The organism is Streptomyces sp. NPDC048565 (genome assembly GCF_040650935.1).
Classification (GTDB): domain Bacteria; phylum Actinomycetota; class Actinomycetes; order Streptomycetales; family Streptomycetaceae; genus Streptomyces.
In genome coordinates, this window is sequence record NZ_JBEZIH010000004.1 from 204042 (window position 1) to 226456 (window position 22415).

At 71.6% G+C, this 22415-nt stretch carries 19 protein-coding genes; 13 read left to right on the forward strand and 6 right to left on the reverse strand.

Features of this window, described 5'->3' with window-relative positions:
- Window positions 1–121 precede the first annotated feature (121 nt).
- The 12 genes from AB0C75_RS07135 (at window position 122) to AB0C75_RS07190 (ending at window position 13082) form a co-directional block, all read left to right on the forward strand.
- Window positions 122–793: an HAD-IA family hydrolase gene (locus tag AB0C75_RS07135; protein WP_362888110.1), complete on the forward strand. Its 672-nt coding sequence runs from the start codon at window positions 122–124 to the stop codon at window positions 791–793.
- Entirely contained in the window at window positions 790–1794 is a 1005-nt protein-coding gene (locus AB0C75_RS07140) for an ROK family protein (RefSeq protein ID WP_362887889.1), read from the forward strand. Before AB0C75_RS07135 ends, AB0C75_RS07140 begins: the two co-directional genes overlap by 4 nt.
- A complete protein-coding gene (locus AB0C75_RS07145; RefSeq protein WP_362887891.1) occupies window positions 1791–2894 on the forward strand; it encodes an alcohol dehydrogenase catalytic domain-containing protein in 1104 nt (367 codons plus the stop codon). Before AB0C75_RS07140 ends, AB0C75_RS07145 begins: the two co-directional genes overlap by 4 nt.
- Complete coding sequence (locus tag AB0C75_RS07150) at window positions 2891–3706, forward strand: TIM barrel protein (protein ID WP_362887892.1); 816 nt, start codon at window positions 2891–2893, stop codon at window positions 3704–3706. Before AB0C75_RS07145 ends, AB0C75_RS07150 begins: the two co-directional genes overlap by 4 nt.
- The gene (locus AB0C75_RS07155) at window positions 3703–4776 is read left to right on the forward strand and encodes an alcohol dehydrogenase catalytic domain-containing protein (RefSeq protein ID WP_362887894.1); all 1074 of its coding nucleotides are present in this window, start codon (window positions 3703–3705) and stop codon (window positions 4774–4776) included. Before AB0C75_RS07150 ends, AB0C75_RS07155 begins: the two co-directional genes overlap by 4 nt.
- On the forward strand, window positions 4773–6056 hold the full coding sequence (locus AB0C75_RS07160; protein WP_362887896.1) for an MFS transporter: 1284 nt from the start codon (window positions 4773–4775) through the stop codon (window positions 6054–6056). The genes AB0C75_RS07155 and AB0C75_RS07160 overlap by 4 nt, the downstream gene beginning before the upstream one ends.
- Before the next feature lie 229 nt (window positions 6057–6285).
- The gene (locus tag AB0C75_RS07165) at window positions 6286–7539 is read left to right on the forward strand and encodes an MFS transporter (protein ID WP_362887898.1); all 1254 of its coding nucleotides are present in this window, start codon (window positions 6286–6288) and stop codon (window positions 7537–7539) included.
- Between the two features lie 32 nt (window positions 7540–7571).
- Entirely contained in the window at window positions 7572–8777 is a 1206-nt protein-coding gene (locus AB0C75_RS07170) for an acyltransferase (protein ID WP_362887900.1), read from the forward strand.
- A 16-nt stretch (window positions 8778–8793) separates the two neighbouring features.
- A complete protein-coding gene (locus AB0C75_RS07175) occupies window positions 8794–10029 on the forward strand; it encodes an acyltransferase (protein WP_362887902.1) in 1236 nt (411 codons plus the stop codon).
- Window positions 10030–10130: 101 nt separating this feature from the next.
- On the forward strand, window positions 10131–10913 hold the full coding sequence (locus tag AB0C75_RS07180; RefSeq protein WP_362887904.1) for an alpha/beta hydrolase: 783 nt from the start codon (window positions 10131–10133) through the stop codon (window positions 10911–10913).
- A 100-nt stretch (window positions 10914–11013) separates the two neighbouring features.
- Window positions 11014–12183 (forward strand): acyltransferase, encoded by a 1170-nt coding sequence (locus tag AB0C75_RS07185; protein ID WP_362887906.1) that lies wholly within the window; start codon window positions 11014–11016, stop codon window positions 12181–12183.
- A complete protein-coding gene (locus AB0C75_RS07190) occupies window positions 12180–13082 on the forward strand; it encodes an NADP-dependent oxidoreductase (RefSeq protein ID WP_362887908.1) in 903 nt (300 codons plus the stop codon). Before AB0C75_RS07185 ends, AB0C75_RS07190 begins: the two co-directional genes overlap by 4 nt.
- A 55-nt stretch (window positions 13083–13137) precedes the next feature.
- On the opposite strand, the gene AB0C75_RS07195 is transcribed toward AB0C75_RS07190, so the two are convergent.
- Genes AB0C75_RS07195 through AB0C75_RS07210 form a run of 4 tightly spaced genes read right to left on the reverse strand, consistent with a single transcriptional unit; the run spans window position 13138 to window position 17054 of the window.
- The gene (locus AB0C75_RS07195; protein ID WP_362887910.1) at window positions 13138–14421 is read right to left on the reverse strand and encodes an FAD-dependent oxidoreductase; all 1284 of its coding nucleotides are present in this window, start codon (window positions 14419–14421) and stop codon (window positions 13138–13140) included.
- A gap of 13 nt (window positions 14422–14434) precedes the next feature.
- Complete coding sequence (locus AB0C75_RS07200; RefSeq protein WP_362887912.1) at window positions 14435–15067, reverse strand: maleylpyruvate isomerase N-terminal domain-containing protein; 633 nt, start codon at window positions 15065–15067, stop codon at window positions 14435–14437.
- Complete coding sequence (locus tag AB0C75_RS07205; RefSeq protein ID WP_362887914.1) at window positions 15064–15891, reverse strand: fumarylacetoacetate hydrolase family protein; 828 nt, start codon at window positions 15889–15891, stop codon at window positions 15064–15066. Before AB0C75_RS07205 ends, AB0C75_RS07200 begins: the two co-directional genes overlap by 4 nt.
- 2 nt (window positions 15892–15893) lie before the next feature.
- The gene (locus AB0C75_RS07210; RefSeq protein WP_362887916.1) at window positions 15894–17054 is read right to left on the reverse strand and encodes a cupin domain-containing protein; all 1161 of its coding nucleotides are present in this window, start codon (window positions 17052–17054) and stop codon (window positions 15894–15896) included.
- Between the two features lie 107 nt (window positions 17055–17161).
- Here AB0C75_RS07210 and AB0C75_RS07215 point away from each other — a divergent pair, with 107 nt between their 5' ends.
- A complete protein-coding gene (locus AB0C75_RS07215) occupies window positions 17162–17938 on the forward strand; it encodes an IclR family transcriptional regulator (protein ID WP_362887918.1) in 777 nt (258 codons plus the stop codon).
- Window positions 17939–18228: 290 nt separating this feature from the next.
- Here the strand turns inward: AB0C75_RS07215 and AB0C75_RS07220 are convergent, their stop codons facing one another.
- Both AB0C75_RS07220 and AB0C75_RS07225 read right to left on the reverse strand, forming a co-directional pair.
- The gene (locus AB0C75_RS07220) at window positions 18229–19758 is read right to left on the reverse strand and encodes a PQQ-dependent sugar dehydrogenase (RefSeq protein ID WP_362887919.1); all 1530 of its coding nucleotides are present in this window, start codon (window positions 19756–19758) and stop codon (window positions 18229–18231) included.
- Window positions 19759–19975: 217 nt separating this feature from the next.
- Window positions 19976–22333, reverse strand: a complete 2358-nt coding sequence (locus AB0C75_RS07225; RefSeq protein ID WP_362887921.1) for a GH92 family glycosyl hydrolase — start codon at window positions 22331–22333, stop codon at window positions 19976–19978.
- Between the last annotated feature and the right edge of the window lie 82 nt (window positions 22334–22415).

The window sequence follows — 22415 nt, forward strand, 5'->3', positions numbered from 1 at the left end:
GGGCGTCGCCCACGTCCCGGCCACGGGCGTCGCCCACGCCCCGGCCACGAGGGCCGTCCCCGTTCCGGCCACGAGCGTCGCTCACGCCCCGATCACCTATCAGGAGGACCCCTTGCCACAGATGCACGCGTCAGCGCTGCTGTTCGACATGGACGGCACACTGGTGGATTCGACCGCACTCGTCGAGTCCACCTGGGCAGGCTTCTGCGACCGGCACGGACTCGACCTCGACGAGGTCCTGGCCTTCGCGCACGGCCGCCCCACCGCGCACACCGTGGGCCGGTTCGTCCCGGACCAGGAGCTCGCCGTTACGGAGACCCGCAGGCTCGTCGCGATCGAGGAGTCGGAGACCACCGGCATCACCGAGATCCCCGGCGCGGGCGCGTTCCTCGGGGACCTGCCCCCGGGATCCTGGGCCGTCGTCACCTCGGCCGGCCGGAAGCTCGCCGAGGTCCGGCTCACCGCAGCGGGCCTGCCCGTGCCCGACGTCCTGCTGAGCGCGGACGACGTGACGCGGGGCAAGCCGCATCCCGAGGGATACCTGCGGGCCGCCGCCGCGCTGGGCAGCGAGCCGGAGTCCACCCTCGTCTTCGAGGACTCCGACGCCGGTGTCCGTGCGGGGCTGGCCGTCGGCGGGCGCACGGTGGTCATCGGCGGGCTCACCACATGGGACGGGACGGCCGAACGGTACGCCGACTTCCGCGGCTTCCGCTTCGCCGGGACGGACCTCGCCCGCCCCGGTGTGCTGCTGGACGTCCCCGAGCCCGTCGCCGCTCCGGCGGTCCGGCCGTGACGCGTCAGGCCCAGGCGGTCGGGGCCCCGGCAACGGCCGCACTCGCGGCGGACATCGGTGGTACGTGGGTACGGCTGCGGACCGGAGCAGCGGACGCGCCCGTGGAACGGCTCCGCTCTCCCAGCCGGCTCAACCACCCCGGCAGGCCGGTCGCGGACCTGCGGGAGGGCATGGTCGAGCTGCTGTGCGAGGTCGCGCCGCCGGGAGCCCGTGCGGCGATCTCCTTCGGCGCGGCCATCGACCACCTCACCGGAACCGTCTACGGATCCGCGCCCCTGTGGGGATCCGAGGCCGCCCCCTACGAGCTGGGAGAGGCGCTGCGGCGCCGCCGGCCCGACGTCACCTGGCTCCTCGTCAACGATGTGACCGCCGCCCTCGCCGACTTCGCCGACACCCATGCCAGGAGCGGCACCCGGCGCATCGGCTATCTGACGATCAGCAGCGGCATCGCCATGCGCGTCGCCGACCTGGAGCGGACACGCATCCCGGTCGACGCGTGGGGCCTGCAGGGCGAGATAGGCCACCTCCCCGCCATGACGACCGACCCCCGGGCGGCGGGACTGAGCTGCGCGTGCGGGGAACCGGACCACCTCGCCTCGATCGCGTCGGGCCCCGGTATCGCACGGGTCGCCGAGAGGCTGGGCATCACCGGGGTCCCCGAGGTCGCCCAGTGGCTTCCCGGCGCACTCGACGCCCGCCACCCCGAGGCCCGCCGACTCCTCGAACTCTGCGTGGAGCCGGTCGCGAACATGCTCCGCACCCTGTGGTGCCTCGACCCCCACCTCGATCTGCTCGGCATCGGAGGAGGCGTCGTGGAGGGCCTGGGCAACCACTACGCCGACGCGTTGCGCCGCAGGCTCGCCACCGCCACCTCCTACGCCGACCGGGGACGCGGCGAGGCCTGGCTGGACGAGCGGCTCGTGTTCTGCGGACCCGGCCGGGTCGACGCCCTGCGCGGGGCGGAACGCATCGGCCGCTGGCTGCCGGGAATCGTCCCGTGACCGCCGCCACGCACCGTGCGCTGGTGCGCAGGTCACCGGACGCAAGGGGCCGCACCCTCGTCGACGTCGCCGAGGTGCCGACACCGTCGCTCGGTCCGGGGGACGCCCTGCTCGCCCCGGTGATCGCCGGGGTCTGCGGAACGGACTGGCAGATCCTGCGAGGGCTGCGCGACGACCCGAGCCCCGTCCTCGGCCACGAAGGGGTGGCCCGGGTCGTCGAGCCCGGTGACACCGGCCTGCCGGTCGGCACCACGGTCACCGTGAACCCCACACACCCCGACGATCCCTCGTTCCTGCTCGGCCACAACCTGCCGGGCCTGTGGGCGGAACGCGCCCGCATCCCCGCGTCGGCGGTACGCGCCGGGCTGGTCGTCCCGGTGCCGGACGGCGCCGACGAGCCACGGGTGGCCGCCCTGGCCGAGCCCCTCGCCTCGGCCCTGTACGGCCTGGACATCGCCGTTCACACCACACGCCCCGCCGCCCTTGTCGTATGGGGGGACGGCATCGTCGGACGCCTGGCACGCGAGGCCTGGCAGTACGAACTCCCCGGGCTGCACACCCTGTTGGTGGGCCACGGAGCGGACGCGGTCGACCCGCACGACGGGGGCCTGCCCGAGCTGCTCGCCGGCCTGCCCTCACCGGTCGCCGTCGTGATCGTCACCCCGCGTACCGGCACCGGGGAGGCGCTGACCACGGTGGACCGGCACGTGCGGGGCACGCTGCTCGTCGACGTACACGCGGGTCTTCCGTCGGGGGACATGCCGCTGGCCGGCCGCACCGTCGACGTCGCGGCGCTGCGTGCGGCCAACTGCGGGGGCGCTCCCTGGCCGCCGCGGGTGTACCCCTTCGACCGCCCCGCCGGCCCTCTGCTGCTCAGCGGCCACCGCGGGGTGGCACGGGAGCACCTGCTCAGGGCGTTCGGCCTTCTCCTGGCGCGTCGGCAGGAGCCGGCGACGCCCTTCGGCGCCGAGGTGCTGACGCACGAGACCGGCCTCGACGAAGCGGCGGACCTCGTCAACTCGGCGCTCACCTCGCCCGGACGGGCCGTCGACGGACGCCGGGTGCTCAAGGCCGCGATCCGGGTCGGAGGACAGCCGTGACAGCGCCGGCCGTGACCGCGCCCGCCGTCGCCGCACCGCAGTGGCGGATCAGTACCTCCCGCTCCGAAGCCGCCCGTGTCGCCCTGGCCGCCGGGGCGGACGCGCTCCACCTGGACTTCGGCGGCGCCCACCGCGGCCCGCCGCTGAGCGACCCCGTCGAACTGCGCGCGGCCGAGGCGATCACCAAGGACATCCCGGTCCCCGTGCTCGCGGTCAACCACCTCAACGACATCGGCCTCGCGCACCCATCGGGCGCACCGAACCCGGCCGCCCTCACCCTCCTGGAACAGGCGCTGGAGTGCGCGCGGCGGCTGGGGGCGCAGGTGCTCCATGTCCCCGGCTTCCGGCGGAGCCTGCCCGCCACCGACGCGCTGCGGGCCGGTACCGCCGAGGTGCTGCGCATCATGTGCGCCCAGGTCTCGGCGGCGGGGACGACCCTCGCCTACGAGTCGCCGCTCGGCCCCCGCGACTCCCTCGCCGTCGCACGGGCGGTGGGCCGGCCGGCCCTGCGGCTCGTCCTGGACACCGGCAACCTCATGGACGCAGGGGAGGCCCCCCTGGACTTCGCCGACGCGGTCGGGGCGGCCGGACTCCTCCTCCCCGACCTGCACGTCAAGGACTCCGAGCGCGCCGCGGACGAAGGGGTGGCGTCGGGGCTCGCCCTCGACGGCCTGCCGGAGCTTCTGCGGCGCTCGCGGGCCCGCTCGGTGCTCGTGGAGAACGACTACCGGGACGCACCCGACCGCCTCCGTACGGACATCACGCTCTGCCGCACGACGGCAGGGCCCAGCCATCACGAGGACGAACGATGAAGACCATTCAGCTCACCGCGCCCGGCGTGGTGTCGATCGCCGAGGCCGAAGCGCCGGAACCAGGACCGGACGAGGTGCTCGTACGGGTGGGCCTGCTCGGCCTGTGCGGAACCGACCTCGGCTTCTTCGACGGAAGCAGCAACTACCTGCGTGACGGCCTGAAGAGCTATCCGTTCGTGGTGGGCCACGAGTGGACCGGCACCGTGGCCGCCGTCGGCCCCGGCGCCGACCGGGCTCTGCTCGGGCAGCGGGTGTCGGGCCACAACTTCCGTGCGTGCGGCCTGTGTCCGCACTGCCGCGGGGGACGTATCAGGTACTGCCCCGACCGCAGCGAGATCGGCGTACTCGGCACCCGCCCGGGCGCCGGGTCCCAGCTGCTCGCCGTGCCGGTGGACACCCTGACCCGGATCCCCGACGGGCTGTCCGACGCCGCGGGCGCCCTGCTGGAGCCGACCGCCGCGGCGGTCCACGCCGTGGACCGGCTGGCGGTGACCCGCGACGACCGGGTCGCGGTGCTCGGCGCCGGCACGCTGGGGCTCGCTGCGGCGCAGGTTGCCGTGGCCGCCGGGGCCGACACCGTCGTCTTCGACCCTCAGCCCGCCGCCCGTGAGCTGGCCGGCCGGCTCGGTCTCCGCGCGGCGGAGGCCCCCGCCGCGCCGGACGAGGAGTCCTTCGACGCGGTGATCGAGGCATCGGGCAGCACGGCGGCGGTCCGCTCCGCCGTCCGCCTGGTCGCTTCGGGCGGCCGTATAGCCCAGTTGGGGACACCGCACCACGCCACCGACGGCTTCGACGCGGCGGCCCTGGTCATCCGGGACGTGACGCTCCACGGCGTGCTGTCCGGCATCGGATACTGGGACCGGCTCATCGGACTCGTACGCTCGGGAGCGGTGAACCTGGACGCGCTCGTCGACCGGGTCTACCCCCTCGACGAACTGGACGCCGCCTTCGCCCGCCTGGCGGCCGGCAACCGCGCGCGTCCCAAGGTCCTGGTCCAGATCGGCTCTCCGGCCGCCGCCGATGCGCCCGCGCCCGACGTCCACCCGTACGCGGGGGCCGAGACGGAATGAGGAACACCACTGCGCCGCGGACGGCTGCGCCGGCCAGGATCGACGCGCCGACCGCCGCACGCCTGGCGGTGCTCGCCGGTGCCACGTTCGTCTACGTCACCTTCGAGGTCTTCCCGGTCGGGCTCATCCAGGACATCGCCCACAGCCTCGATGTGACGACCGGTCAGGTCGGCTTGCTCGTCAGCGGTTACGCCGTGGTCGCGGCCCTCGTCACCGTCCCGACCGTGGCGCTGGCCTCACGGGTTCCGCGCCGCACGGCCCTGGTGGCCTCGCTCGTGGTCCTGATCGTGGCAGAGCTGCTGGCCGCGGCGGCGTCCGGATTCACGATGATGGTGGTCAGCCGGGTCGCCGCCGCCCTGACCCACGGGGTGCTGTGGTCGCTGGTCGCCCCGGCCGCCGCCACGCTGGTGCCGCCCGAGCGGGTGGGGACCGCGACGGCCGCGGTCTTCGGCGGGGCCTCCCTCGCCGCGATCGTGGGCAGCCCGGGCACGACACTGATCGGTGAGCTCATCGGCTGGCGGGCCACCCTGCTGGTGCTGACGGCCGCCACCGTGGCGGTGACCCTCGCGCTCGTCAGGGCCCTCGCGCCGCGGGTGGCAGGCGCCGCCCCCGAGCGGGACGGCCCGGTGGCCGGCCGGCCGCTGACCGGCCGCCCGGTGGCCGACGGTGCGGAGCGGGTGCGGGAGGACGGGCACGGGGCCGTGAACTGGCCCGCTGTCCTGACGCTGTGCGGCGTCGCGACGGCCCTCGTCACCGCGCACTTCCTGAGCTACACCTACTTCGCCGTCATCGTCGCCGACATCACGGGAACCTCGCGTGCGACGGTCGTGCTGCTGACGGTCTTCGGCCTCGCCGGGGCCGGGGCGACCTACCTCGTCGGCCGGTACAACGACACCGCCCCACAGCCGGCCGCCGCCGTCACCATGGCGGTGTTCGTGGCAGGCGCCGGGCTCCTGGCCGTGGCGTTCGCCCCGGCTCCTCCGGCGGTGCGCTACGCCGCGGCAGCGGTCGCGGTCGCTCTCTGGGGCGGCGCGTTCGCCGCCGCCGGGCCGGTCTTCCAGACGGGTGTCATGCGTCTGGCGGCCGGGGGAGCCGACCGTGCGTCGGCGGTCTATGTGACGGGTTTCCAGGTCGGGATCGCCGGAGGATCGGCGCTCGGCGCCGTCCTGCTGGGCTCATCGACCGTCTGGCTGCCTCTGCTGACGACCCTGCTCGCGGTCGCGGTGCTGGTGGCGGTCCTCGTGCGGCGGCCGGTGCCCGCCGTCGGCGCCAGGAGCTGAATCTCTCCGTTCCGGGCCGTCCGCCGGCACAGTGCGATCAGTCAGTGGCCTAAGTGCTTGTATATGAGACAGCAGACTTCTATAGTAATCCTTACGTCTACTGAGGGTCGCCCCGCGGCGGACAGAACCGTTCTGCTTGTCACCGCGACCCGATCTGCCGCGCCCGAGGCGCTCATCGAGCCCTCCCGGCCGTCCAGCACCGTCGCCCGCCATCTACGAGAGGCACTCCATGCGGTTCCGTATGGCCGTACTGATCCTGGCCATCTTCTGCGTCGGCACAGCAGAACTGGCGCCGAGCGGGATGCTCACCGACCTGTCCAGGGACCTGTCGGTGACCGTTCCCACCGCGGGCCTCCTCGTCACCGTCTACGCGCTGACGGTCGTGTTCGGCGGGCCGCTCGTCACCGCCGCCTCGACCCGGGTCCGCCGTAAGTACCTTCTGGTGGCGCTGCTTCTGGTCTCCGTCGCAGGCAACGTCCTCTCCAGCTTCGCGCCCACCTTCGGCGTCCTGGTCGCCGGCCGCATGCTGACGGCCGTCATCCACGGCACCTTCCTCGCCGTCTGTGTCGTCACCGCGGGCAGCATGGCGGCGAAGGGCAAGGAGGGTTCCGCCGTGGCGGGCACCCAGCTGGGGATCAATCTGGCGACCGTGCTCGGTGTTCCGCTCGGGACGCTGGTGGCCCAACAGCTCAACTGGCGGGCCACCTTCGGCGGCGTTGCGGTGCTCGCCGCGGTCGCCGTCGTCCTCATCCTGCTGGTGATCCCGGACGACGGCGGTACGGCGGGCTCGTCCGCCGCGCACGAACTGCGGGTCTTCAAGAAGTGGCAGGTGCTCGGCACGGTCCTGGCCACCGTCCTGTGCTCGGGCGGCATGTTCACACTGATCACGTACATGGTGCCGCTGCTCACGGACGTCGGCGGTTTCCCCTCCGCCTGGGTCCCGGCGGTCCTCGTGGCCTACGGCCTCGGCTCGATCGTGGGCAACGCCATCGGCGGCAGGATCGCCAACAGGTCCGTCGACACGGCCGTGCTCGCCCTGTCCTGGACGCTCGCCGCGGTCTGCCTCCTGTACTGGGCCGCCGCCCCGTCGGCCGTCGGTGCGGCCGTCTTCCTCGTCCTGTTCTCCATCGCGACCTTCGCCCTGATCCCCGGGTTGCAGACCAAGGTCCTCTCCGCGGCGGCGGACGCGCCGACGCTCTCCCTGACCGCCAACATGTCGGCCTTCGGCCTCGGTGCGGCGCTCGGCTCCTGGGCCGGCGGCCAGCTGATCGACCAGGGCTTCGGGACCCGCGCGGTGACGCTCGGCGCGGCGGCGTTCACCGCACTCGGCGCCCTGCTGATCGCCCAGACCGTGTACGTCGGCCGACGGGGCACGCCCGGCAGCACCGGTACGCCCGGCACCAGCGGCAGCACTTCGGGCAGCCGGCCGGCCGGTGACGTCCCCCGCGCGGAGGCCGGGACCACCGTCTCCCCGACCCCCTGAACCACGCGTTCCCGACCGAGAGGGCCCAGCTCATGCCTGCCGACTCCGCGCTGTCCACCAGACCCCAGCTCCCCTCACTGACGGGACTGCGGTTCATAGCCGCCGCACTGGTCTTCTTCTTCCACGCCTCCCTGATCTTCATCTCCATGAACCCCTTCGCCGACGAGAACGTCGCCGACGGCTTCCGCTGGCTGTTCAGCAAGGCGGGCTGGATGGGCGTCTCGTTCTTCTTCGTGCTCAGCGGGTTCGTCCTGACGTGGTCGGCCAAGCCCCAGGACACGATCACCGGCTTCTGGCGCCGCCGGCTCCTGAAGGTCTTCCCCAACCACATCGCCACCTGGGCGCTGGCGATGCTCCTTCTCGCCGGCACGGCCGTCCCGCTGAAGGTGTGGCTGCCCAACCTCTTCCTGCTGCACTCGTGGTTCCCCGACCCGAACGTCCATCTGAGCCTGAACGCCCCCGCCTGGTCGCTCTGCAGCGAGCTGCTCTTCTATCTGCTCTTCCCTTTCCTGATCCGTCCGGTCCTGCGGATCAAGGAGGGCGCGCTGTGGGCGTGGGCCGGGGCCATGGTCGCCGGAATGCTGGCCGTGCAGCTGGTCACCGACTTCCTCGCACCGAGCAGCGTCCCCGCACCCGGCACCGATGTGACGGTCTGGCAGTTCTGGTTCGGGTACAACTTCCCGCCGGTGCGGATGTTCGAGTTCGTGCTCGGGATGATCCTGGCCAGGCTGGTCCTCGCGGGTGCGTTCTCCAGGATCCGGATTCTCCCGGCGGCGCTGCTCTGCGTGGGCGGTTACGCGCTGGCCATGGTGGTGCCGTTCCTGTACGGCCTCAACCTGGCCACCGTCGTCCCCGTCGCGCTGCTGATCTGCGCGGTGGCCAGGGCCGACATCGACGCCAGGCCGACGGTGCTGCGCGGACGCACGATGCAGTGGCTCGGTGCGGTCTCCTTCGGCTTCTACCTCGCCCAGCAGATCGTGCTCTCCTTCGTCCGGACGACGCTGATGGACAACCGCACCTTCGCGACCCCGGTCGGGATCGCCGTCGTGGTGGCCGAGTTCCTCGGGGCCCTGGTTGTCGGCTGGCTGCTCCTGGTCTGTGTCGAGCGCCCCGTGATGCGCCGTTGGGCCCGTCCACGCCGACCCGCCGGCACGGCCCCCGTTCCCGACACGGCCTCCTCCGACGTGCCCCCTTCCGAAGCGACCCCCTCCGACCGGCAGCTCACCGCCGCTCCGTGAAAGGCAACGCCTCCCCATGTCCTTGTCGCCGTCGACGGCCCGCGAGCTCCGCACTCCCGAGCGCTCAAGACCCAAGCTCCCGTCCCTGACCGGACTGCGCTTCATAGCCGCCGCACTGGTCTTCTTCTTCCACGCCACCTTCAGCGACCCTCCCATGAACCCGTACGCCGACGCCGACTGGCAGGAAGGCTTCCGCTGGCTGTTCAGCAAGGCGGGCTGGATGGGTGTCTCGTTCTTCTTCGTGCTCAGCGGGTTCGTCCTGACGTGGTCGGCCAAGCCCCAGGACACGATCACCGCGTTCTGGCGCCGCCGGCTGCTGAAGGTGTTCCCCAACCACGTCGCCATGTGGGCCATCGCCATGGCCCTGTTCGCCGGGGCGATGACTCCGGTGTCCGCCTGGCTGCCGAACCTCTTCATGCTCCACTCGTGGTTCCCGCAGCACGAGACCTTCATCAGTGTGAACCCGCCGAGCTGGTCGCTCTGCAGCGAGCTGCTCTTCTACCTGCTCTTCCCTTTCCTGATCCGTCCGATCCTGCGGATCAAGGAGGGCGCGCTGTGGGCGTGGGCCGGAGCCATGGTCGCCGGAATGCTGGCCGTACAGCTGGTCACCGACTTCCTGGTGCCACAGAACCCGCCGACGCCTGAAGGCTTCGGGATCTCCCTGTGGCAGTTCTGGTTCGGGTACAACTTCCCGCCGGTGCGGATGTTCGAGTTCGTGCTCGGGATGATCCTGGCCCGGTTGGTCCTCGCGGGTGCGTTCTCCAGGATCCGGATCCTTCCGGCGGCGCTGCTCTGCGTGGGCGGTTACGCGCTGGCCATGGTGGTGCCGTTCCTGTACGGCCTCAATCTGGCCACCGTCGTCCCCGTCGCGCTGCTGATCTGCGCGGTGGCCAGGGCCGATGTGGACGGCAGGCCGACGGTGCTGCGCGGGCGCACGATGCAGTGGCTCGGCAAGGTCTCCTTCGGCTTCTACCTCGCCCAGTACGTGGTGATGTACTTCGGCCGGACGACGCTGATGCACGAGCGGCTCTTCGACCCGGTCGTCGGCACCCTGGTCCTGCTCGGCTTCTTCGGTGTCACCCTGCTCGCCGGCTGGCTGCTCCTGGTGTGCGTCGAGCGTCCCGTGATGAGCCGATGGGCCAGACCGAACACCGCCCCGAACACCGCCCCTGGCCCCGGCCCGGCTGCCGACCAGGCCGCCGCCCCGGAAGACGGCCACGAAGAACGCCGGCCCGCCCCCGTCCCGAACTGACGGAGCGTGTCCGGCACGGCTTCCCGGTCTCCCCGGGTACCCCCACCGCACCACCTCGCCACCCGCGCCACCCGCGCTTCCCTACGACCCTGGAGGCCCTCGTGCCCACGATCGACGTCAACAACACCCCCGTCCACTACACCACCCAGGGCAGCGGCCCGAGCCTGCTGTTCGTGCACGGCACCGCCGGGAACGGCGAGACCAACTTCGGTCATCTGCGCGAGCACTTCACCGACCGGTACACCGTCATCACCCCCGACTTCTCGGGCAGCGGTCAGACCCCCCTGCACGCCGACGAGCTGAGCCTGGACGAGCTGGTCGACCAGGTGACCGGCGCGGCCCGCGCGGTGACCGACGAGCCGTTCGACATCGTCGGCTTCTCGCTCGGCGCGGTCGTCGCCGCAGCGGCGGCGGCCAAGCACCCCGGGCTCGTCCGCCGTCTGATCCTCATCAACGGCTGGGCCCGCAACGACGACCCGCGCCAGCAGCTGGCCGTCGACCTGTGGCGTCGGCTGCCGGCCATCGACGCTGACGCGTTCGCCGCGTACAGCGCCCTGCTGATCTTCTCGCCGCCGTTCCTCGCCGGATTCGGCAGCGACGGCGTCAAGGCCACGGTCGCCGGGATCACGGCCGAGGTCGGCACCCTGCGCCAGATCGAGCTCGATCACCACGTCGACATCCGAGACCGGCTGGAGTCGATCACCGCCCGCACCCTGGTCATCGGCTCCAGCCGGGACGCGCTGATCCCCGTGGAGCACTCGCGGGAGATCCACGAGGCCGTCAAGGGCAGCGACTACGCCGAGCTGGAGAGCGGCCACATGGTCCTCTTCGAGAAGCCGGCCGAACTGGTCGAAATGCTCGCCGAGTTCCTCGACCGCGACTGACCTCCACGTCCGCGGCCGGCGCGGGCGGCACCGTCCCGCCCGTGCCGGCCGCCCCGACACCCTCCCTTCCCGCCCTCCCGCATCCTCACGGAGGCCCACCATGTCCACCACTGCGGAACCCTCCGCGATACCCAAGGCGAGCGACGGTCCGGCGCCCCGGACACCACGAGCGGTGCACGGCCGGCTTCCGTCCCTGACCGGACTGCGTTTCATCGCCGCCCTGCTCGTGTTCGGCTACCACTCCTCGCTCGCCCTCCCCGCCCTCAACCCGTTCGCGTCCCAGGACGTGGCCGACGGCTACCGACGGCTGTTCAGCAACGCCGGCTGGGCCGGTGTGACCTTCTTCTTCATCCTCAGCGGATTCGTCCTGACCTGGTCGGCGCGGCCCGGTGACCGCCCCCTGAACTTCTGGCGGCGCCGCTTCTTCAAGGTCTACCCGAACCACCTGGTCACCTGGGCCCTGGCGCTGGTCCTGCTCACCGGCGCCGCGACCCAGTGGTGGCAGGCCGTACCGAACCTGCTTCTCGTGCACGCCTGGATCCCGGAGTTCTCGGTCTTCCTCGGCGTCAACCCGCCGAGCTGGTCCCTGGCCTGCGAGCTCCTCTTCTACCTCTGCTTCCCGCTGTTCCTGCGCTGGATCAAGCGAATCTCACCGCAGCACCTGTGGCGCTGGGCCATCGGCACCGCCGCCGCGGTGATCGCCGTACCGGCGCTCGCCTACCTGCTGCTCCCCGGCAACCCCGCGATGCCCGAGGGGTCCCCGGCATCCGTCTGGCAGTACTGGAGCGTGTACATGCTCCCGCCGGTGCGCGCTCTGGACTTCGTGCTCGGCATGCTGATGGCCCGTATCGTCCTGACCGGCGTCCGGTTCGGTGTGAAGCCGCTGCCCGCGGCCGTCGCGTGCGTGGTGGCGTACGCCCTGTCCCTGTACGTCCCGTGGCTGTACGCCCTGGACGCGGTCTTCGTCGTCCCGATGGCCCTGCTGATCCCGGCGATCGCCATCACCGACGTCTCGGGCCGGCCCTCCGTGCTGCGCGGCCGGTCCATGATCTGGCTCGGCGAGGTCTCCTTCGCCTTCTACATGGTCCATCTGATTCTGCTCAACGTCGTACGGGATCTGCTCGGTGACCGGTTCTTCGGGACCGCCGCGGGCCTTGGCGTGCTCCTGCTGGAGGCCCTCGTGACGCTCGCCGTCGCCTGGCTGATGTTCGTGGCGGTGGAGCGCCCGGCGATGAACCGCTGGGGCCGGTCCCGGAAGGTGCACGCATGAGGGCCGTGACGATCGACCGCTACGGGCCGCCCTCGGTGCTCAAGGTGACCGAACGGGACAGGCCACAACCGGGTCCCGGCGAGGTACTGGTGCGTGTGGCCGCGGCAGCGGTCAACCCGGTGGACCTCGCGGTGCGCAGGGGCGAGATCCCCTCACCGGTCCTGCCTGCCGTCGTCGGCTGGGACGTCTCGGGCACCGTCGTCGCGGCGGGCCCCGGCGCTGACCGCTTCCGTGAGGGCGACCGTGTCGTCGCCGCTTACTCCCCGCTGGGCACCGGGACGGGGGTGACCGCAGAGTACGTGGCCCTGGACGAGACGCTCGTGGCCCATGCGCCCACAGGCGTTCCCCTGGAACACGCCGCCGCCCTGCCGTTGGCCGCCCTCACCGCCGAACAGGCACTGGAGCAGCTGGCTCCGGGATTCTCCGGACGGCTCCTCGTGGTCGGCGCCGCGGGCGCGGTGGGCGGATTCCTCGTCCAGTCGGCCGCCCTCCGCGGGTGGCGTCCGAGCGGCCTCGCCCGCCCGGGTGACGCCCGGACCGTGGCCGAACTGGGGGCAGCCGAGATGTACTCGGCGATCGAAGCGCTGCCCGCCGGCGCGTTCGACGTCGTCATCGACGCCGCGGGAAGCCCGAGGGCGCTGGCGGCGGTGCGCGACGGGGGCCGCTATCTGTCCCTGACGCCCTTCTCCGTGCCGGAGCCCGAGAGGTCGATCGCCGTGGACGTCTACGGCGTGCGGACCGACGGCACCGAGCTCGACGCCCTGGCACGCCGGGTGGACGAGGGCCGGCTGACGCTGCGTGTCGCCTGTGTCCTGCCGTTCGAGGAGGCGCCGAAGGCGCACGCTCTCCTCGAAGAGGGCGGCACCAGGGGCAAGATCCTGCTGTCCCCCGGGAGTTGAGAACCCCGCGCCCCCGCGCCCTACGACCTCCGGTGCGCGGGGGAGCGGTGTGCCGCTACGCCGTGGTGCCTGACACCGTCGCAAGGGCGGGGTCCGGGGCCTCGGCGGGGACCGAGGACAGCGGGATCGGCGTGAACATGGGCGGCTCCTCGTCCACGGTCAGCGCGGTCGGGCCGTACAGCCAGTCCACGAAGGAGTAGTCGTACGTCTCCCGGGCGCGCAGCAGCACATTGCGCTGCTCGCGGGCGAGGCCGTCGAGGTGCCACAGCTCGCCCCACGCGCGGGAGGTGGTGAGCACCCGGCGGCAGTGTTCGGGGCGGACCGCCTCGTAGGCGAAGAGGGCGGCGTCCCAGTCGACCGAGCCGTCGGCCGCGCGGTTGCGGGCGACGTGCTCGCCCAGGACCCAGCCGTCCTCGATCGCCATGATCGCGCCCTGCGCGATGTACTGCAGCGGTGGATGCGCCGAGTCGCCGAGCAGGGCGATCCGGCCGTGGACCCAGTTCATGAGCGGGTCGCGGTCGAACATCCGCCACCACTTGTCCCGCCACATGAAGGGCAGGCCCTCCTGCACGAAGCCGCAGGTCTTGGTGAAGGCCTCGTCGAGTTCGTCGGGGGTTCCCCAGTCCTCCTGGCCCGCGACGGCCTTGGGGGACTCGAAGACGGCGACCTGGTTGAGGAGTTCGCCGCCGCGCAGGCCGTAGTGGACGAAGTGGCACTTCGGGCCGACGTACACCACGACCTCGCTGAGGTCGGTGCCCCGGACCCGCGGCTGCTCGGCCGGCACGGTCCCGCGGTAGGCGACGTACGCCGAGGAGACGGGGGCGTCGTCGACGAGCAGCTCGCGGGCGGCGGAGTGCAGGCCGTCGGCCGCGATGACCAGGCCGGCCTCGTACACCTCGCCGGAGGCGAGCGTGACGTGGGCCCCGCTGCCGCTGTTCTCGTAACTCACCACCCGCGCGTCGTTGATCAGCTCGACGCCCGCGCGCTCGCAGGCGCGCAGCAGCAGTCCGTGCAGGTCGCTGCGGTGGATCACCATGTACGGGTAGCCGTAGCGGGTCTCCAGGTCGCGCAGGTCGAGCCGGGTCAGCTCGTCGCCGTCGACCGCGTCGCGCATCACCATCGCGTCAGGTACGACGCCGAGGGTCTTGGCCTCGTCCAGCAGGCCGTAGTCGTCGAGGATGCGGGTGCAGTTGGGTGCGAGCTGGATGCCGGCGCCGACCTCGCCGAAGGCGGGGGCGCTCTCCAGCAGCCGGACGCCGAGGCCCTGGCGGGTCAGCGAGTACGCCGCGCCGAGGCCACCGATGCCGCCGCCGACGATGATCACATCAGGGTGGGACATGACTTCTCCTTCCTCAGAGCCACGGGCCGAGCGCGGGGGCGCCGGTGAGGGTGTGCGGACGGCCGGCCAGCCAGGCGGTGACCTCGGGGAGAGGGCCGTCGGGCAGCTCGGTCAGCCCGCGCTTGGCGCCGATCTCGTCGGCCAGCGCGGTCAGGAAGCCCGCCGGGAGGCCGGCGAAGGAAACGCCGGTGCCGAGGTCGACCGCGTGGACGCAGGCCTCGCGCGACCTCATCCAGGGCAGCTCGGTGGCGGGGACGGTACGGCCCTGAGCGGTGACGACCTTGCTCCGCCACTGGCCTTCGGTGAGCTCGTCCAGCCCCTCGGCGAGCCTCCGCGCCGATCCTGCCAGCCAGGAGCGGAGCTCGTCCGCGCTCATGCCCGGCCCCTTGGCGATGCCTTCGGCGCGCTCGTCGACCGAGGCGTACATGGGTGTCTCCTCGCCGGTGGCCGCCCAGTGCACCAGATTGCACAGGGCGTCGGCGTTGGCGGCGACATGCGCGGCGAGGTGCTTACGGGTCCATCCGGGCAGCACGCTGTCGGCCGAGAAGCCCGCCTCGTCGAGGTCAGCGACGGCGTCGAGGAACAGCCGCGTGCCCGTACCGGCCCAGGCGCGAGCCTCGGCGAGCGTCCGTGTGCCGTCCGTCATGCCGCGACCACCTTGTTGTCACAGGCGCCCAGGCCGGAGATCTCGGTGGTCACGCTCTGCCCGGGGACGAGGAAGACCTTCGGGTCGCGGGCGTTGCCCACACCCGCCGGGGTGCCGGTGGCGATGATGTCGCCCGGGTTCAGGGTGATGACGGTGGAGATGTACTGGACCAGGAAGACCGGGTCGAACAGCAGCGTGCCGGTGTCGTCCTGCTGCATGACCTGCCCGTCGACGAGCGTCCTGACCTCAAGCGCGGGGCGGACGCCGCCGACCTCGTCGGGGGTGACGACGTAGGGGCCGACCGGGGTGGAGGCCTCCCAGATCTTGCCCTGGGTCCACTCGATGGTGCGGAACTGCCAGTCTCGCACCGAGATGTCGTTCATCACGGTGAAGCCGGCGATGGCGTCGGCGGCCTGCTGCTCGTCGGCGCGGCGCACCTTCCTGCCGACGACGACGGCCAGTTCGACCTCCCAGTCGAACGCCTCGGTCTCGGCGGGCCTGACGATGTCGTCGTTGGCGCCCAGCAGGGTCTCGGCGAACTTCGGGAAGAGGGTCGGGTAGTTGGGCAGGTCCCGGCCCATCTCCTTGATGTGGTTGGTGTAGTTGTGGCCGACGCAGACGACCTTGGAGGGGCTGGGGACGACCGGTGCGAAGTCCGCGCCCTCGGCCGGGTAGGTGGGGCCAGAGGTGGTGGTGGCCTTGTCCTGCCAGTCGGCCTCGGCGAACAGCTCGCCCAGGTCGGCGTACCCGAGGTCGACGTGGACCTCTCCGTCGAGGCGGACCGCGCGGGTCCCGGCGGCGGTGCGGATGGTGGCGAGCTTCATGGTCAGGCGTCCTTCTGGGTGCGGTTGAGCTTGAGCGCCTCGAAGACGGGCGCGTCGGAGAAACGGAACAGATCGAGGGCGCCCTCGTCGGAGTCGGTCCTGCCGGCCTCGGACCTGGCGGAGAACGGCTCCCAGGACGGGACGACGAACAGGTCACCGCGGGCGACCGTCCACGACCTGTCGCCGACCGTGACGACGCCGGAGCCGTCGAAGACCTGGTAGACCGACGAACCGGTCTCACGCACCGGCGCGGTCTCGGCGCCACGGGCGACGCGGTGGAACTCGGCCCGGAGGGTGGGCAGGACGTCGGAGCCGTTGTGCGGGTCGCTGTAGCGCACCGCCGCGTGACCGGGCTCGACGGTGCCGCCGTAGCCCTCCTTCTCCAGCAGGAGCTGGTCGGCCAGGGCGGCGTTGGTGTACTCCCACTTGTAGGACAGCAGCGGGCTGCCCGGAGCCGTCGGGACGGCCGACAGCGGGCGCAGGCCGGGGTGCGCCCACAGACGCTCGGAGCGCGACCGCTCCGGGGTGGTCCGCTCGGCGTCGCTGATCTCGTCACGGCCGAACTCGAAGAACTGCGCCTCGGTGACGTACTGGAAGGGGATGTCCAGGCCGTCGATCCAGGCCATCGGCTCGGAGGTCGCGTTGTGGTGGGCGTGCCAGTTCCAGCCGGCCTGCGGGAGGAAGTCGCCGCGGTTCATCGGCACCGGGTCGCCGCCGACGACCGTCCACACGCCCGAGCCCTCGACGACGAAGCGGAAGGCGTGCTGGGTGTGGCGGTGCTCGGGGGCGTCCTCGCCGGGCATCAGGTACTGGATGGCCGCCCACAGGGTGGGGGTGGCGAACGGCCGGCCGCCGAGGGAGGGGTTGGCCAGCGCGATGGCGCGGCGCTCGCCGCCACGGCCGACCGGGACCAGGTCGCCCGCCTGGGCGGCCAGCTCCCGCAGCCGCTCCCAGCGCCAGACGTGCGGTACGGCGCGTGAGCGCGGGTGGGCGGGCATCAGGTCGCCGATCTCGGTCCACAGCGGGACGAGCAGCTCCTGTTCGAAGCCCCGGTACAGCTCTTCGAGCGCCGGGGTGACCGTGGGCTGCCCCTCGGCCTGGACGGCCTCGAGGTGGACCGGGGAATCCGTGGTGGAGTTCTGGGAGACGGATGAAGTAGTCACATCGCTCAGCGTGCATCGCGTCGCCCATGGGAACCTGGAGATTCTGGAGAACAGAATCTCCTGCGCTACGGATGATCTCCGGCGCTATGGACGAGTGAGGACGGGCCATGGACAAACCGCTCAAGACGCCCCCGCCCTACCCCATCGCCAGCGTGGACCACGCGCTGCGGGCGGCGACCATCCTGCAGATGGAGGGCGGTGCGACCGTGGCCAGGATCGCCGAGCGGCTTGGTGTCGCCAGGTCGACTGCCCACCGGATCCTGGCCATGCTGGTCTACCGTGACTTCGCCGTGCAGGACGAGAGCCGCGTCTACCGCGCGGGGCCCGTACTTGAGCTCGCCGCGCACTCCCAGTCCCTGGTGTCACGGCTGCGCGCGGTGGCCATGCCGCATCTGCACCGGGTCGTCGGTCTCCTGGACGAGACGACGAATCTGATCGTGCGCACGGGGGACACGGCCAGGTTCATCGCCAGTGTCGAGTGCCAGCAGGCGCTGCGGGTCGGATCCCGGGAGGGCATGGTGTTCGCGGCCTCCCGCACGACGGCGGGACTGCTGCTGCTCGCCGGCCTGTCCGACGACGAACTGGACGAGCTCTACGCCCCCGAGCGCTACCGGGACCGCCCCGCCGAGCTCCCCGATCTCTCCAGGCTGCGGACCGAGTTGCGGCGGCTGCGCCGCAACGGGTTCGCCGTCAACCAGGGGCGCTCCGAGCGTGGGCTCGTCGCCGTCGGCGTCCCGGTACGCGACCGGGACGGCAAGGCAGTGGCGGGCCTCTCGGTGTCCATGCCCAGCGTGCGCTACGACCCGCACCGCCTCCAGCCGCTGGTCGCCACCCTGAACGCCGCGGCGCACGCGCTGGAGAAGGACCTGGCCGAGGAGCGGTGACGCCGGTGACGCCCGCTCAGCTCCCCGCCGACTCCTCCGAGGCCAGGTCGAGCTTCGACTCCATCGACCGCACCAGCAGCGCCAGGGCTTCCAGGACCCCGGCCGGTCGTCACCGAGGGCGGACAGCAGGGTCGACTCCACTCTCAGCTGACGGGGAAAGAGGCCGCCGATGGCCTCCTTCCCCTCCGGGGTGACCGTGATCAGGGCGACACGCTTGTCGGAGGGGCTCGGCGTGCGGGTGATGCAACCCCTGCGGTCCGGCTTGGCGAGGGTCTTGCCGACCGCGGTTCTCAGCTGCCCACGGCGCAGGCGTCCCCGTTGAGCTGGAACCGCGGCGGCGGCGCCGCGTCACCGGTGTGCTCGGCGAGATAGCCGAGGGTGATGCTCGCGCCCGGAGCGATCGTGGCGTTCTGCGAGGCGTTGACCGCCTCGATCATGTCGCCCGACTGGGTCAGGTCCGTGCTCCAGTCGGAGACGACGGTCTGTCCCAGCGGCAGCGGGAATTCGAGTGTCCAGCCGTCCACGGGCTCGCTGCCCGTGTTGGTGACGGTGAGGTCGACCGTCGTGCCCGTACCCCACTCCGTCACCGTGCGGTCGACGCGGCAGGTGGGCTCCTCCTGCGCGAACGACATCCGGTGCAGGCCGCCGGGCAGGTCGTTGACCATGTAGAACTCCCCGTCGGATGTCGTCCCGATCGCCGTCACCTGGGTCGGCGTCTGCCCGATCTCGGCCTGCTCGTACCCGCCGTCGCCGTCGGGGCGCAGGGCCCAGACCGTGGACGAGCAGTAGTCCGTGGCGATGTACGTGCCGTCGGCCAGGTCGGCGTACTCCTGGCCCCGGTAGACATGGCCGCCGATGAGCGCGCAGCCGCCGGTGTACGGGGAGTACGTGAAGACCGGGTCGGTGTACGTCTCGCCGGACACGCAGTCGCCGCCCTCGAACTTCTCCAGGCCCTCGTAGCAGGACCAGCCGAGGTTCAGCCCGCCCTGCCCGGGGGCCAGGTGGTCGACCTCCTCCCAGCGGCCCTGGCCGACGTCTCCGATCCACATCGAGCCGTCGGCGTCGTCGAAGGAGAACCGCCACGGGTTGCGCAGCCCGTACAGCCAGATCTCCTCGTGGGCGCCCGCGGTGCCGACGAACGGGTTGTCGTCGGGCACGCAGTAGGGGAGCGGGTCGCAGCTCCGGCTCACGTCGATGCGCATGATCTTGCCCAGCAGGGTGTCCAGATGCTGCGCGGAGCGCAGGGGGTCGGCGGAGCCGCCGCCGTCGCCGATGCTCCAGTACAGATCGCCGTCCGGACCGAACGTGAGCTGGCCGCCGTTGTGGTTGGTGTTCTCGGTGTGCTCCTGCGAGAGCAGGACCTCCAGGCCGGAGTCGTCGAGCCGGTAGCGGGCGAGAGTGACCGCTGCGTCGGGCAGCGCCGTGTACGCGAGATACAGGGTCTGGCTGTCGGCGAAGTCGGGCGGGAAGGCGATGCCGAGCAGGCCGCGCTCGTTGCCCGACTCGTCGACGGCGGACGTGATGTCGATGACGGGGGTCCCCGCCAGCCCGGTGTCCGGGGCGTAGACGCGGACGGTGCCGGACTTCTCGGTGATGAACAGCCGGTCCGTGCCGTCGTCGGGGGATGCGACGGCGGTGGGCCGCTTCAGCCCTGAGGCCACCTGGGTGGTGGTCGCGCTGAGCGAGGTGAGCGGCACGGACGGGGCGGCCTCCGCGGCCCGGCTCCGGGCCGGCGCGGAATCCGCCGTGGCGGGGGCCGAGAGGGGCGCGGTCAACAGGAGAGCGAGCAGAAGGGGCCAGGCCCAGCGGCGTCTTGACATATATCGGCTCCAGAGGGGGAACGCGCATCAAGGTTCCATGGAGAGCGGCAAGCACGGCCGAACCGCATCACCAGCACCGTGGGAGCGCTCCCGCACCAGGCTGAGGGTCATGGAACGGGACGGCAACGCGCGATTGAGCCACCTTCAGGCCGCATGGCGCAAAATGATCCCGAGCAGGCGGGGTGCGGCCCCCTCACGGAGGGCCGCACCCCGTGCCTCAGGGCGCCAGCGCCGGCGGGGCGGCGTCGACGCCCCAGCTCGTCGGCTTGCCGGAGAGCTTGATCCTGATCGTGCCGGAGTGGAGCAGCTCCTCGTGGGAGAGCCAGCTACGGTGCAGCCTGCCCCGGTCCGTGCGCACGGAGGACACGTACTGGAGCTTCGACGCGCTTGCGCCCGGGGCCTCGACGCGGATCCGGCGCCCGTGCTCGGGCCGGATCTCGACCTTGTCGAACATGGGCGCGCTGACGATGTAGTCGGCGGAGCCCGGCTGGGCCTCGAAGACGCCGGCCATGGCGAAGACGAGCAGCGACGAGGTGGCGCCGAGGTCGTCGTTGCCGGGCATGCCGTAGGCGTCGTCGGTGAAGAGCGTCCGCATCGCGCGCAGCACGGCCGAGGTCTTCCAGGGCGCACCGGTCCACGCGTACATCCACGGTGCGTGGAAGTCGGGCTCGTTGTTGGGGTTGAAGGCGAAGTTGTTGTGGTAGTCGTACGCGCCGGTCACCCAGGAATCCGATGCGGCCTTCGCCGGGTCGGTGAGCACGGTCGGCATGTCGAAGAAGGTGTCAAGACGCTGCTCGGCCTTCGCCCGGCCGCCCATGAGGCCGAACAGCGCCTGCGGGTCCTGCTGGGCGAGCCACTGGTACTGCCACGCGGTGCCCTCGTGGAACGCGCCGGACTGCGTGGGGTCGGGGTCACCGGCGACGGTGCCGTCCGCGTTCCTCGTGACCGGGAACCCCGAGAAGCCCTCCGAAGTGACGTCGGTGTCCCAGAGCTTGGCGAAGTTGTCGCAGCGCGGGGCGAGCTTCGCGGCCTTGTCCTCGTAGCCGAGGCCGTCGGCCATCGTGGAGAGCGCGCAGTCGGCGAGTGCGTACTCGAGGGTGGCCGAGCCCGCCTGGCGGCTGTCGCCGTAGGTGTAACCGGGCAGGTCCTGGTAGCCGACCCAGCCGTTCTCGACGTACGTCGGGTTGCCGTCACGGCCACGGAAGGCGGACTGGTCCGAGGGGACCTCGTTGACGTTCTTCCAGAGCGCGTCGAAGAGCTGACGCGAGGTGCGGTCGTCGAGCAGGCCGCGGTTGTACAGGTCGACGACCCACGGAGTGACGGGGTCGCCGCTCATCACGTTGGTCTCGCCGTTGCCGAGGCCCCAGCGCGGCAGCCAGCCGCCGTCCTGGTAGATGCGCAGCACGGACTTGGCCATGTCCGTGGCCTTGTCCGGATCGATCAGGGCCACCAGCTGGTTCTGCGAGCGGTAGGTGTCCCAGAGCGAGAACATCTGGTAGTACGTCGCGTCCGAGCGGTGCACCTTGTCGTCGAAGCCGCGATAGCGGTTGTCGACGTCGGAGCCGATCGACGGGTGCAGCAGCGAGTGGTAGAGCGCGCTGTAGTAGGTGCGCTGGTCGGCGGTGCTGCCGCCCGCCACGCGCATACGGTTCAGTTGGTCCCGCCAGGCGTCGTGCGCGCCGGAGCGGGCCTTGTCGAACGAAGCGGGCTGCTCGGCCCCGCGATTGAGGCGCGCGCCGTCGACCGAGGTGTAGGACAGGCCCACCGACGAACCGACCTGGTCGCCCCCGGCCGGGTCGAACGACAGCCAGGCGCCCGCGCGTCGGGTGCCGCGCGATGCCTCACGCTCGTCCGGGGTGAGGGTGTCGTCGGACCAGGTGCCGAACGTCGAGAAGGTCCGGTCGAACTTCGCGCTGAAGTAGACGCGGTAGCGCTCCTTGCCGGTCTCACCGCAGAAGTTGCCGCCCTGGAGCCAGCCTTCGACGGTGTCCTTGCCGACCACCTCGATGTCACCGGCGTAGGTGCTGCCGTTGCTCTCACCGGTCTCGATGAGGACGTTCTGCGCGTCCGACCCGGCGGGGAAGGTGTAGCGGTGCTGGCCGGTGCGCTCGGTCGCGGAGAGTTCCGCCTGGATGCCGTTGTCGAACGTCACGCCGTAGGAGCCGGGCGTACGGGTCTCGTTGTCGTGGCTGAACTTCGCGGCGTACTTCTCCGGGTCGGACGACGTGACCGCACCGGTGGTCGGCATGAACCGGACGTTGCCCATCGTCTGGCAGCCGACGCCCGAGAGGTGCGTGTGGCTGAAGCCGAGGATGGTGTCCTGCGCGTAGTCGTAGGACGCGTACTTGTTCAGCTGTGTGTCGGGGCTCAGCTGAACCATGCCGAACGGGGCTGCGGCGCCAGGGAAGGTCGTACCGTCACCGTTGTTGCCGATCGAGGTGTCGACGAGCGCGGTGGGGTCGGCGGCGAACTTCGGTCCCTGTTCCGCGGCGCCGGCGACCCCGGAGGTGACGGACACCGCGGCCAGGGTGGTGGTGATCAGCAAGGTGGTGAATGCGCGCTGCAACGCTCTCATCGCGATCCTCTCGTAGACAACGTTGTCAATTCCGAGCCCGATGATCTTTGCCGTTGCGGCGTCCTTCCGTCAACCTGCTCTA

Bases quoted from the DNA above. Each gene is read 5' to 3' on its own strand.
- AB0C75_RS07215 (WP_362887918.1), top strand. From the start codon at position 17,162: ATGGACAAACCGCTCAAGACGCCCCCGCCCTACCCCATCGCCAGCGTG.
- AB0C75_RS07195 (WP_362887910.1), bottom strand. From the start codon at position 14,421: ATGTCCCACCCTGATGTGATCATCGTCGGCGGCGGCATCGGTGGCCTC.
- AB0C75_RS07190 (WP_362887908.1), top strand. From the start codon at position 12,180: ATGAGGGCCGTGACGATCGACCGCTACGGGCCGCCCTCGGTGCTCAAG.
- AB0C75_RS07155 (WP_362887894.1), top strand. From the start codon at position 3,703: ATGAAGACCATTCAGCTCACCGCGCCCGGCGTGGTGTCGATCGCCGAG.
- AB0C75_RS07225 (WP_362887921.1), bottom strand. From the start codon at position 22,333: ATGAGAGCGTTGCAGCGCGCATTCACCACCTTGCTGATCACCACCACC.
- AB0C75_RS07135 (WP_362888110.1), top strand. From the start codon at position 122: ATGCACGCGTCAGCGCTGCTGTTCGACATGGACGGCACACTGGTGGAT.
- AB0C75_RS07220 (WP_362887919.1), bottom strand. From the start codon at position 19,758: ATGTCAAGACGCCGCTGGGCCTGGCCCCTTCTGCTCGCTCTCCTGTTG.
- AB0C75_RS07200 (WP_362887912.1), bottom strand. From the start codon at position 15,067: ATGACGGACGGCACACGGACGCTCGCCGAGGCTCGCGCCTGGGCCGGT.
- AB0C75_RS07175 (WP_362887902.1), top strand. From the start codon at position 8,794: ATGTCCTTGTCGCCGTCGACGGCCCGCGAGCTCCGCACTCCCGAGCGC.
- AB0C75_RS07165 (WP_362887898.1), top strand. From the start codon at position 6,286: ATGCGGTTCCGTATGGCCGTACTGATCCTGGCCATCTTCTGCGTCGGC.
- AB0C75_RS07185 (WP_362887906.1), top strand. From the start codon at position 11,014: ATGTCCACCACTGCGGAACCCTCCGCGATACCCAAGGCGAGCGACGGT.
- AB0C75_RS07205 (WP_362887914.1), bottom strand. From the start codon at position 15,891: ATGAAGCTCGCCACCATCCGCACCGCCGCCGGGACCCGCGCGGTCCGC.
- AB0C75_RS07160 (WP_362887896.1), top strand. From the start codon at position 4,773: ATGAGGAACACCACTGCGCCGCGGACGGCTGCGCCGGCCAGGATCGAC.
- AB0C75_RS07170 (WP_362887900.1), top strand. From the start codon at position 7,572: ATGCCTGCCGACTCCGCGCTGTCCACCAGACCCCAGCTCCCCTCACTG.